Annotated in this window: 10 protein-coding genes; 2 read left to right on the forward strand and 8 right to left on the reverse strand. The window is 70.4% G+C overall.

The window, feature by feature from the left end:
• Positions 1-7: 7 nt before the first annotated feature.
• On the reverse strand, positions 8-1,309 hold the full coding sequence (gene gltA / locus WC555_RS10560; RefSeq protein ID WP_373253399.1) for a citrate synthase: 1,302 nt from the start codon (positions 1,307-1,309) through the stop codon (positions 8-10).
• Between the two features lie 66 nt (positions 1,310-1,375).
• Positions 1,376-2,791 carry a glutamate--tRNA ligase gene (gene gltX / locus WC555_RS10565; RefSeq protein WP_373253415.1) on the reverse strand — a complete coding sequence of 472 codons (1,416 nt, stop codon included), beginning with the start codon at positions 2,789-2,791 and terminating at the stop codon, positions 1,376-1,378.
• 19 nt (positions 2,792-2,810) lie between these two features.
• Here gltX and WC555_RS10570 point away from each other — a divergent pair, with 19 nt between their 5' ends.
• Complete coding sequence (locus WC555_RS10570) at positions 2,811-4,955, forward strand: ComEC/Rec2 family competence protein (protein WP_373253401.1); 2,145 nt, start codon at positions 2,811-2,813, stop codon at positions 4,953-4,955.
• Positions 4,956-5,021: 66 nt separating this feature from the next.
• On the opposite strand, the gene lexA is transcribed toward WC555_RS10570, so the two are convergent.
• The 5 genes from lexA to WC555_RS10595 all read right to left on the reverse strand — a co-directional run bounded on the left by lexA (position 5,022) and on the right by WC555_RS10595 (position 8,652).
• Positions 5,022-5,714 carry a transcriptional repressor LexA gene (gene lexA, locus WC555_RS10575; protein ID WP_373253403.1) on the reverse strand — a complete coding sequence of 231 codons (693 nt, stop codon included), beginning with the start codon at positions 5,712-5,714 and terminating at the stop codon, positions 5,022-5,024.
• 71 nt (positions 5,715-5,785) lie between these two features.
• Positions 5,786-6,238, reverse strand: coding sequence for a hypothetical protein (locus WC555_RS10580; protein WP_373253405.1), 453 nt, complete (start codon positions 6,236-6,238; stop codon positions 5,786-5,788).
• A complete protein-coding gene (gene trpC, locus WC555_RS10585; protein ID WP_373253407.1) occupies positions 6,235-7,029 on the reverse strand; it encodes an indole-3-glycerol phosphate synthase TrpC in 795 nt (264 codons plus the stop codon). Before trpC ends, WC555_RS10580 begins: the two co-directional genes overlap by 4 nt.
• Positions 7,026-8,060, reverse strand: coding sequence for an anthranilate phosphoribosyltransferase (trpD, locus tag WC555_RS10590; protein ID WP_373253408.1), 1,035 nt, complete (start codon positions 8,058-8,060; stop codon positions 7,026-7,028). The genes trpC and trpD overlap by 4 nt, the downstream gene beginning before the upstream one ends.
• A 1-nt stretch (position 8,061) precedes the next feature.
• Positions 8,062-8,652 carry an aminodeoxychorismate/anthranilate synthase component II gene (locus tag WC555_RS10595; RefSeq protein WP_373253409.1) on the reverse strand — a complete coding sequence of 197 codons (591 nt, stop codon included), beginning with the start codon at positions 8,650-8,652 and terminating at the stop codon, positions 8,062-8,064.
• A gap of 104 nt (positions 8,653-8,756) precedes the next feature.
• Between WC555_RS10595 and WC555_RS10600 the strand changes: the two genes are divergently transcribed.
• Positions 8,757-8,939 carry a peptidoglycan-binding protein gene (locus WC555_RS10600; protein ID WP_373253411.1) on the forward strand — a complete coding sequence of 61 codons (183 nt, stop codon included), beginning with the start codon at positions 8,757-8,759 and terminating at the stop codon, positions 8,937-8,939.
• Here WC555_RS10600 and trpE read toward each other — a convergent pair.
• Positions 8,936-10,450: an anthranilate synthase component I gene (gene trpE, locus WC555_RS10605; protein ID WP_373253416.1), complete on the reverse strand. Its 1,515-nt coding sequence runs from the start codon at positions 10,448-10,450 to the stop codon at positions 8,936-8,938. The two genes, WC555_RS10600 and trpE, sit on opposite strands and share 4 nt — an antisense overlap.
• Positions 10,451-10,498 lie beyond the last annotated feature (48 nt).

A 10,498-nucleotide genomic window follows, 5' to 3' on the forward strand; every position in this document is an offset into this window, starting at 1 on the left:
TCTGGTATCAGCCGCGCTTCTGGATCGGCACGTAATCCCGTTCGGTCGGGCCGGTGTACAGCTGGCGCGGGCGGCCGATCTTCTGGCCGGGGTCGGCCATCATTTCCTGCCACTGGGCGATCCAGCCGACGGTGCGGGCCAGCGAGAACAGCACGGTGAACATCGAGGTCGGGAAGCCCATCGCCGACAGGGTGATGCCCGAATAGAAGTCGACGTTCGGGAACAGCTTGCGCTCGATGAAATACTCGTCGTTCAGGGCGATGCGCTCCAGCTCCTTGGCGACCTGGAACAGCGGGTCGTTGGGATCGCCGACGGCGGCCAGCACCTCGTCGGCGCTCTCCTTCATCACCTTGGCGCGCGGGTCGTAGTTTTTGTACACGCGGTGGCCGAAGCCCATCAGCTTGTATTTCTTGGCCTTCACGCCCTCGATGAACTCCGGGATCTTGTCCGGGGTGCCGATCTCCTTGAGCATGTTCAGCGCCTCCTCGTTGGCGCCGCCGTGCGACGGGCCCCACAGGCAGGCGATGCCGGCGGCGATACAGGCGAAGGGGTTGGCGCCCGACGAACCGGCCAGGCGGACGGTCGAGGTCGAGGCGTTCTGCTCGTGGTCGGCGTGCAGGATGAAGATGCGGTCCATGGCCCTGGCCAGCACCGGATTGACCACATACTCCTCGGCCGGAACCGCGAAGCACATGCGCAGGAAATTCTCGGCGTAGGTCAGGTCGTTGCGCGGCGACACGAACGGCTGGCCGATGTGATATTTGTAGGCGCGGGCCGCGATGGTCGGCATCTTGGCGACCAGACGGATGGCCGAGATGTTGCGCTGGACCGGATCATGGATGTCCAGGCTGTCGTGATAGAAGGCCGACAGGGCCCCGACCGTGCCGACCATGATGGCCATCGGGTGGGCGTCGCGGCGGAAGCCCTCGAAGAAGCGGTCGAACTGCGAGTGCAGCATGGTGTGCATCGTCACGCTGCGTTCGAACTGCTCGAACTGGGCGGCGGTCGGCAGTTCGCCGTGCAGCAGCAGGTGGCAGACCTCGACGAAGTTGGACTGCGAGGCCAGCTGGTCGATCGGATAGCCGCGGTGCAGCAGGGTGCCGATATCGCCGTCGATGAAGGTCAGGGCGCTTTCGCAGGCGGCGGTGGAGGTGAAGCCGGGATCGTAGGTGAAGGCCTCGGTCGCGCCGTACAGCTTGCGGATGTCGATCACATCCGGACCGGTCGAGCCCGACAGCACCGGCAGATCGACGCTCTTGTCGCGGAAGGTGAGGGTCGCCGTGCCGGCGGGTTTGGCTTGTTCAGTCATGGCAGCCCCTGAAAGGTTAGGCGGCGGATCGGCGCGGGGAGGCGTAATCCACGGTCTGGTGAAATGTCAGATAGTCTGTTGCAGCGCATCATCCAAGCGCCCGAGACTCTCTTCCCGTCCCAGGGCGGCCAGGGTCCTGGCGATATCGGGTGAAACGCCGTCCCCGGTCAGCGCTGCGCGCACCGGGGGACCGATCTTGCCGAAGCCCACGGCCTCTTCCTCGGCGAAAACCTTGAGCTCGGCCTCGAGTGCGAACACGTCCCAGCTGGCGAACAGTTTCAGCCGGTCGCGCAGCCGGGCGATGCGTTCGCCCGATTCGCCGGCCAGCATCGGCAGGCCCTTTTCGTAGATCGTCAGCGGCCGCGACCGCAGGACGAAGGCGGTCTGGTCGGCCAGCTCCAGCGTCGTCCTGGCGCGGTCCTTCACGAACGGCATGGCCTTGAGCAGGCGCGCCTCGTCGTCGGGCTGCAGGGCGTGGCCGCGGGCCAGATGGACGTCGAGCGTCATCTTGGCCAGGCGATCGTCGTCGGCCAGGCGGATCCAGTGGGCGTTGACGTGGGCCAGCTTGTCGAAATCCAGCCGGGCCGGCGCCTTGCCGACCCCGGTCAGGTCGAACCACTCCAGCGCCTGGGCGTCGTTGAACAGCTCGTCATCGCCGTGGGCCCAGCCCAGACGGGCCAGATAGTTGCGCATGGCCTCGGGCAGGTAGCCCATCTCGGCGTATTCGTGCACCGCCTGGGCCCCGTGGCGCTTGGACAGCTTGGCCCCGTCGGGACCGTGGATCAGGGGGATGTGGGCGAAGCTCGGCCGGGTCCAGTCCAGCGCGTCATAGATCAGGCTCTGGCGGGCGGCGTTGTTCAGATGGTCGTCGCCGCGGATGACGTGGGTGACGCCCATGTCATGGTCGTCGACCACCACGGCGAGATTATAGGTCGGCGCCCCGTCCGAGCGCAGCAGGACCAGATCGTCGAGGTCGTCGGTCGACCAGCTGACCGTCCCCTGCACCAGATCCTCGACCGTCACCTGGCCGGGCATGGGACGGCGGAAGCGCACGACATGGGGCTGCGACAGATCGTCGACGGAGGGTTCGCGGTCGCGCCAGGGCGATTCGAAGGTGCGGCGTTCGGCCTTGGCGAGGTCGCGCAGGCGGCCGGTCTCCTCGGCCGAGGTGAAGTCGCGATAGGCGGCGCCGCGCTCCAGCAGCTCATTGACGACCTCGCGGTGGCGGTCGGCGCGGCTGAACTGGAAGACGGGCTCCTCGTCCGCGAACAGCTCCAGCCAGCTCAGGCCGTCGAAAATCGCCTTCACGGCCGCGTCGGTCGAGCGCTCGCGGTCGGTGTCCTCGACCCGAACCAGGAACTTCCCGTTGCGTCCCTTGGCGTACAAATAGTTGAAAAGCGCCGTCCGGGCGCCTCCTATGTGCAGGGAGCCGGTCGGCGAGGGGGCGAAGCGGGTGACGACGGCGGGGGTCGGATCGGGCATTGATGGGGATGGGGAGGTCATGGCGGGCGTTATAACGCCGACGCCGGCAAAGCCCAGCCTTGCCGCGCGCGCCCGCGCCCTCCTGTCGGACCAGGTCGCGGCCCAGACCCTGCGGTGGCGGATGTGGGCGCCCGTGGCGTTCGGCGGCGGGTGCGCGGTCTATTTCGCGCTGAAGGCCGAGCCGCCGGCCTGGCCGCCGCTGCTGGCCGCCCTGATCGCCGCGGGACTCTGGCTGGGCGCGCGACGCCTGGGCCTGGGCCGGATCTGGACCCTGCCGCTGCTGATGCTGGCCTGTTTCGCCCTCGGCGTCGCCGTGGCCAAGCTGCGGAGCGACGCGGTGACGGCGCCGATCGCCCCGGCCCTCGCCGAGCCGACCGTAGTCGAGGGCTGGGTCGTGGATGTCGACAGTCCGGGATCGGCGGGCCCGCGCGTGGTGATCGCCCCGGTGCGCATCCGCGGCCTGACGCCGGAACAGACGCCGGTCCGCCTGCGGGCGACGGTGCGGGACGCGACGCCGCCGGCGCCGGGCGAGGCGGTGCGGCTGTTCGCCATTCTCAACCCTCCGCCGGCGCCCGCCAGCCCGGGGGCTTATGATTTTGGCCGCAACGCCTTCTTTCAAAGCCTCGGCGGCGTCGCCTTCTCCCTCGGGGAGACCCGGCCGGCGTATCTGGAGCCGCCGCCGTGGCGGGTGCGGGCGGCGATGGCGGTCAACGGCCTGCGCTTCGACCTGGCCAGCCGCATCGTCGCCCGACTGGGCGAGCGGACGGGCGGGATCGCCGCGGCCATGACCACGGGGCAGGAGGCGTGGCTGAACCCCGCAGACGTCGATGTGATGCGCGATTCCGGCCTGGCCCACATCCTGTCGATCTCGGGCCTGCATATGGCGGTGGTCGGCGGCTTCGCCTTCTTCCTCATCCGGCTGCTTGTCGCGGCCTGGCCGTGGCTGGCGCTGCGCGTCTCGGGCAAGAAGGTGGCGGCGATCGGAGGGCTGCTGGCGGTCGGGACCTATCTGGTGGTGTCGGGCGCGCCCCCGCCGGCCGAGCGGGCCGCGATCACCGCCTCGATCGCCTTCCTCGCCATTCTGCTGGACCGGCAGGCGATCACCATGCACGCGCTCGCGGTCGCGGCCTTCGTCGTCCTGCTGCTGCAGCCCGAGGCGATCGTCACCCCCGGCTTCCAGATGTCGTTCGCGGCGACGGCGGCCCTGGTCGCCCTGGTCGAGGCCTGGCCCCGGCGGCCGAAGGAGATCGCGGCCCCGCTGCCGATCCTGATCGTCCAGCGCGCCGGCGCCTGGCTGGCGGCGGCGGTTCTGGCCAGTCTGGTGGCGGGGGCGGCGACCGGGCCCTTCGCCATGCAGCATTTCAACCGCACGGCCATGTACGGGCTGGCGGCCAATCTGGCCACGGCGCCGGTGTCGGACTTTCTGATCATGCCCATGCTGGCGCTGGGCGCCCTGCTGGAGCCGGTGGGACTGGGCGCGCCCTTCCTGTGGCTGGCGGGGCAGGGGATCGGCCTGATGCTGGCGATCGGCGAATGGACGGCCGGTCTCCCCGGCGCGGTCAGGACGGTGGCCAGCGCCCCGGATTTCGCCCTGCCGATCTCCTTCCTCGGCGTGCTGTTCTGCTGCCTGTGGCGCGGGCCGTTGCGCTGGCTGGGTCTGCCGTTCGCGGCGGCGGTGATGCTGTGGCCCCGCGCGCCGACGCCCGACCTCTGGATCGGCGACGGCGGGACCAACGCCGCCTGGGTGCGGGACGGGCGGACGCTGGTGATGCGGCCGGGCGTGCGGCAGTTCGCGGTCGACGTCTGGTCGCGGCGGCGCGGCGTCCTGCCGGAGGACCGGCCGGGCGAGGGCTGGACCTGCACCCGGTTCGCCTGTGCGCCGGCAACTCCGGGCGCGGACCCCCTGGCTCTGTGGTGGGGCACGAAGGCGCCGTCGCCTGATCAGATCGACGCCCTGTGCCGATCCGCGCCGGTCGTCAGCGTGCGCGCGGCGGTGACCGGCCTGCCGGCGTCGTGCGAGGGCCGGCTGGTGCTGGACGGCGTCGACTACGCCCGGGGCGGGGCGGTGGAGCTGTGGCGCGAGGGCCCGACGTCAGCCGGCCGCTGGCGCGCGGTCTGGGCGGCGGACGTGCGCGGCGACCGGCCGTGGAGCCGTCCCGGATAACGGCCGCGCCGTTTCCGGGATGACATGGCGACGCATTTGTCATCCCCGATCTGATCGGGGACGGAGTCAGTGATAGCGGCGGATAAGGCCGACCAGCTTGCCCTGGACCTCGACCTGATCGGGGCCGAAGATGCGGGTCTCATAGTTGCGGTTGGCGGGCTCGAGCGCGATCGAGCCGCCCTTCCTGCGCAGACGCTTGAGGGTGGCTTCCTCGCCCTCGACCAGGGCGACGACGATTTCGCCCGAGGTGGCCGTGTCGGTCGATTTGATGATCACAAGATCGCCGTTCAGAATCCCGGCCTCGATCATGGAGTCGCCCTCGATCTCGAGCATATAGTGCTCGCCCGCGCCCAGCATGGCCTCGGGCACCGGATAGCGGGCGGTCTCGTGTTCGATGGCGGCGATGGGCGTGCCGGCGGCGATCTTGCCCATCAGGGACAGTTCGCGGGTGTCGTTGGCCGGCTCGGCGGCCATGGGGCGACCGCCGCCCTGGATGACGTCGGGGCGGAAGGGCTGGCGACCGCGTGGCTGGGAGGGCGTGGCCTGTTCCGGCAGCTTGGTCACTTCCAGCGCCCGCGCCCGATGGGCCAGACGGCGGATGAAGCCGCGCTCCTCCAGCGCCGTGATCAGGCGGTGGATGCCCGACTTGGACGCCAGATCCAGCGCCTCCTTCATCTCGTCGAACGAGGGCGAGACCCCCGTCTCCTTGATGCGCTCATGGATGAACATCAGGAGTTCGTGCTGTTTGCGCGTGAGCATGGCGTCGAATCGTCCAGAACAAGGCGTGAACCGTTGCCGATGTTCTGTAAGTGTTCTTGCCTAATGTCAACTTAACGGCGGGGCGGGTCCCTCGGCAGGCCGACGGCGTCGCGCAGGTCGGCGCAGAGCGTCTTGCGGTCGCCTCGGAGCAGCCAGGTATGAATGCGGCGGACCGGCGCGTTCTTGCGGTAGACCACGAGTCCCGCCCAAGAGCCGGAATCCGTCTTTCCTATGCTCTCGCGGATATCCTCGATCTCTTCGACGGGAATGGGTGACTTCAAGCCAAACGCCACGACACGGTTCTCGACGATTCCGATCGCCGGGCCTTTCCACCGGAACACCCTGTACCCCGTTATAATCGCGACGACGCCAGCCAGCAGACTCCCGAACACGACGAAGGGGCGCGGGCCGCTGATAGTGTCGCCGGCGGCCAGCCACCACCACAACGACGCGATCATCAGCGCGACACAGCCGCCGCCATAGAGGGCGAGCTTCGCGGGATCGAACCGTGCGACGCGGATCATCCGGCCAAGAGCGCCCGCGTCGCCGCCTCGACATCCGCCTGACGCATCAGGCTCTCCCCGACCAGCACCGCCTGGGCGTGGGCGTCGGAGACGCGCTGCACGTCGTCCGGCGTGAAGACGCCGCTCTCGGCCACCAGCAGGGCCCGGACGGGGCTCAGCATGGCGAGCCGTTCGGTGACGGCCAGATCGACCTCGAACGTCCGCAGCGAGCGGTTGTTGATCCCCACCAGATCGCCGCCCAGCTTGCAGGCGCGCGCCATTTCGGCCTCGTCGTGGGTCTCGATCAGGGCGTCCATGCCGAATCGTTCGGCTTCGGACAGCAGTTCGGCGGCGAGGGCGTCGTCGATCATGGCCAGGATGATCAGGATGCAGTCAGCGCCGAGGGCCCGGCTCTCGGCCACCTGCCAGGGATCGACGAGGAAGTCCTTGCGAAGACAGGGCAGGGCGACGGCGTCGCGGGCGGCGGCGAGGAAGGCGTCGTCGCCCTGGAAGCTGGGGCCGTCGGTGAGGACCGACAGGCACTGGGCCCCGCCGCGTTCGTAGGCGCGGGCCAAGGCCGGGGGATCGAAGTCGGCGCGGATCAGGCCCTTGGACGGGCTGGCCTTCTTGATCTCGGCGATCAGGGCGGGGCGGCCGGTTTCCTCGACGTGTCGCTCCAGCGCGTCGCGGAAGCCGCGCGGCGCCGACGCCTGACGGGCCCGCGCCTCGACCGCGTCCTGCGAGGCCGCGGCCTTGCGGGCGGCGACGTCCTCGCGCTTGTAGGCGGCGATGCCGGCGAGGACGTCGTTCACGCCGGGTCTTCCGGTTCGGGCGAATTGGTGGCGACGACCAGATCGGTCAGGGCCTGGGCCGCGCGGCCCTCGTCGATGACCCTGGCCGCGATGGCGGCGCCCTCGGCCAGATCGGCGGCGCGGTCGGCGACGACCAGGGCGGCGGCGGCGTTGAGCAGGACGATGTCGCGGTAGGCGCCGGGCTCGCCCGCCAGCAGCTGGTGCAGGGCCAGGGCGTTCTCCTCGGCGTCGCCGCCGCGCAGGTCCTCGATCGAGGCGCGGGGCAGGCCGGCGTCCTCGGGCGTGACGGTGAAGCGGCGCACCACGCCGTCCCGCCATTCGGCCACGCCGGTGGGCCCCGTGGTGGTCAGCTCGTCCAGGCCCTGTCCGTGCACCACCCAGGCCCGTTCGGCGCCGAGCCGGCCGAGCACCTCGGCAAGGGGCTCCAGCAGGCGGGGATCATAGACGCCCATGACCTGCCGTTTCGCGGACGCCGGGTTCGAAAGCGGCCCCAGAAGATTGAAAACGGTGCGGAAACCGATCTCGGCGCGCACCGGCCCGACGTGGCGCATGGCTCCGTGGTAGGCGGGGGCGAACAGGAAGGCGATGCCGGCGTCGTCCAGCGAGCGGCGCTGCTGGGCCGGGCTGGCGGCGAGGTTGACGCCCAGGGCGGCCAGAACGTCGGAGGAGCCGGACTTCGAGCTCAGGGCCCGGTTGCCGTGCTTGGCGACCTTCAGGCCGGCGCCGGCCAGAACCAGGGCCGCGGCGGTCGAGATGTTGAAGGTGTGCTGGCCGTCGCCGCCGGTGCCGCAGGTGTCGATGACGTCGTAGGGATGATCCAGCCTCAGGGCGGCGTCGCGCATGGCCGTGGCGAAGGCGGCGATCTCCTCGACCGTCTCGCCCCGGATGCGCAGGGCGGTGACGGCGGCGGCGACCTGGGCCGGAGTCGGCTCGCCGCGCAGGCAGGCGGCGAAGAAGGCGTGGGCCTCGTCGGTCGTCAGCACCTGGCCCTCGACCAGCTTGGCCAGCAGGGGTTTAAAGCCGTCGGCCATGTCAGACCATCGTCCGGCGTCTGACATTGGCCAGATCGAGGAAATTGGCCAGCAGGTCGTGGCCGTGTTCGGTGGCGATGGATTCGGGGTGGAACTGGACGCCGTGGATGGGCCGGGTCCTGTGCGCCAGCCCCATGATCTCGCCGTCGGCGGTCCAGGCGGTGACCTCCAGCACGTCGGGCAGGGTTTTGCGACGGACGGCGAGGCTGTGATAGCGGGTGGCGGTGAAGGGCGAGGGCAGGCCCCGGAACACGCTCTGGCCCGCGTGCTCGATCGGCGAGGTCTTGCCGTGCATCAGGCTCTTGGCGCGGATCACCTCGCCTCCGAACGCCTGGCCCATGGCCTGATGGCCGAGGCAGACGCCGAAGATGGGCATGTCCAGCGGCGCGCTGTCGAGGATCGGCAGGCATATGCCGGCTTCATTGGGCGTGCACGGACCCGGCGACAGCAGGACGGCCTCGGGCTTCAGGGCCCAGGCCTCGGCGGCCGTCAGGTCGTCGTTGCGCACCACGTGCGTCTCCGCGCCCAGCTCCGCGAGGTAGTGGACGAGGTTGTAGGTAAAGCTGTCGTAGTTATCGACGACCAGGATCATGGTCTGGCTTCTAGGGGCTGCGGCGCGATGCGCCAAGCGGGGTCGGTGCGTAAGTCTTCGTTAACCAAACTGTCCCGAACTGGGCCGGTCCAACGGAGACCGGCATGACCGACAAGACTATCGCCCGCGCCCGCGTCCTTCTGACGCCGGCGCCGGCCCGGACCAACCCCTATGCGACGCTGGGCGCGGCGGCGCTGGCGGCCTCGGCGGCGGTGCTGATGGCCGGGGTGCTGGTGCTCGGCCCGGGCGTTCGGTTCGACGAGACGGTCGTCTCGGCCCAGCCCTAGCGATTGCCGAACGGATAGCGCCAGGCGTCTTCCGCGGCGCGCATGGGCGCCCGGGCCTTGGCTTGCGTCTCGGCGTATTCGGCGGCCGGGTCGCTGTCGGCGACCACGCCCGCGCCGGCCTGGACGTGGATCTTGCCGTCGGCGAACAGGGCGGTGCGCAGGACGATGCAGATGTCGGCCTCTCCGCCCGCCGAAATATAGCCCACCCCGCCGCCGTAGCCGACGCCGCGTTTGGTGGTTTCCAGCTCGTCGATGATCTCCATCGCCCGCACCTTGGGCGCGCCCGACAGGGTGCCGGCGGGCAGGGCGGCCAGCAGGGTGTCGACCGCGTCCAGCTTCGGATCGGCGTCGCCCTGCACCTCGGAGACGATATGCATGACCGAGCTGTAGCGCTCGATGCGGAAGCTCTCGATGACCTCGACCGTGCCGGGGGCGGCGACGCGGCCGACGTCGTTGCGGCCGAGGTCCAGCAGCATCAGGTGCTCGGCCCGCTCCTTGGGGTCGGCCAGCAGTTCGGCCTCGAGGGCGCGGTCGGCCTCGGGCGTGTCGCCGCGCGGACGGGTGCCGGCCAACGGGCGGATGGTGACCCGGCCGTCCTTGAGCCGGACGAGGATTTCCGGGCTCGATCCGGCCAGCTGGAAGTCGCCGAAGTCGAGGAAGAACAGATAGGGCGACGGGTTCGACCGCCGCAGCGAGCGGTAGAAGGCGAAGGGGTCCGCGCTCCACGGCGCGGCGAATCGGTGGCTGAGCACGACCTGGAAGATGTCGCCGGCGGCGATGTAGTCCTTGGCCCGCGCCACCAGGTCTCCGAAGCCGGCGGCGTCGACCGGTGAAGTGAATTCCGGCGTGACGGTTTCGACGGCGGCCGGCAGGGCGGGCAGGGGCGTGCGAAGGTCGGTCTCGAAGGCGTCCAGCCGGTCGACGGCGGCGGCGAAGGCGGCCTCCGCGCTCGCGCCGCTGTCGGGCCAGGCGGCCGAGACCAGCACGATCTCGTGGCGCACGGAATCGAAGATGGCGACAAGGGCCGGACGGGTCAGGACCGCGTCGGGCAGGTCCAGCGGGTCCGGGTTCGGCGCGCCGAGCGGCTCGAGCAGCCGCACCATGTCATAGCCGAACACCCCGAACAGGCCGGCGGCCATGGGGGGCAGGTCGTCGGGCAGGTCGAAACGCGAGGCGGCCATGAGCGCCCGCAGCGAGGTCAGGGCGTCGCCGCTCTCCGGCGTGAAACGGCCCTGGGCGACGGCGCCGCCCCGGGCCTGTTCAGCCCGACCGTCTCGGCAGCGCCAGACGACGTCGGGTTCGCGCGTGATGATCGAATAGCGGCCGTTGACCGCGCCGCCCTCGACGGACTCCAGCAGGAAGGCGTGGGTCCGGCCATGCCCGACCTTCAGGAAGGCCGAGACCGGCGTCTCCAGGTCGTCGACCAGGCGACGGACGACCACGCGCGGAAGGCCGGCGGCCCAGCCCCGCTGGAAGGCGGCGAAGCCGGCCGCGTCGGTTCCCTCGGTCATTGACCCTGGGCGGGCGCCGGACGGGCGGGCGCCGAACCCGGGGCGCCG

The organism is Brevundimonas sp., from assembly GCF_041648615.1.
Classification (GTDB): Bacteria; Pseudomonadota; Alphaproteobacteria; order Caulobacterales; family Caulobacteraceae; genus Brevundimonas.

Excerpts from the sequence above, each read along its gene's own strand:
- gltA (WP_373253399.1), bottom strand. The coding sequence starts at position 1,309 with ATGACTGAACAAGCCAAACCCGCCGGCACGGCGACCCTCACCTTCCGC.
- gltX (WP_373253415.1), bottom strand. The coding sequence starts at position 2,791 with ATGCCCGATCCGACCCCCGCCGTCGTCACCCGCTTCGCCCCCTCGCCG.
- WC555_RS10570 (WP_373253401.1), top strand. The coding sequence starts at position 2,811 with ATGGCGGGCGTTATAACGCCGACGCCGGCAAAGCCCAGCCTTGCCGCG.
- lexA (WP_373253403.1), bottom strand. The coding sequence starts at position 5,714 with ATGCTCACGCGCAAACAGCACGAACTCCTGATGTTCATCCATGAGCGC.
- WC555_RS10580 (WP_373253405.1), bottom strand. The coding sequence starts at position 6,238 with ATGATCCGCGTCGCACGGTTCGATCCCGCGAAGCTCGCCCTCTATGGC.
- trpD (WP_373253408.1), bottom strand. The coding sequence starts at position 8,060 with ATGGCCGACGGCTTTAAACCCCTGCTGGCCAAGCTGGTCGAGGGCCAG.
- WC555_RS10595 (WP_373253409.1), bottom strand. The coding sequence starts at position 8,652 with ATGATCCTGGTCGTCGATAACTACGACAGCTTTACCTACAACCTCGTC.
- WC555_RS10600 (WP_373253411.1), top strand. The coding sequence starts at position 8,757 with ATGACCGACAAGACTATCGCCCGCGCCCGCGTCCTTCTGACGCCGGCG.
- trpE (WP_373253416.1), bottom strand. The coding sequence starts at position 10,450 with ATGACCGAGGGAACCGACGCGGCCGGCTTCGCCGCCTTCCAGCGGGGC.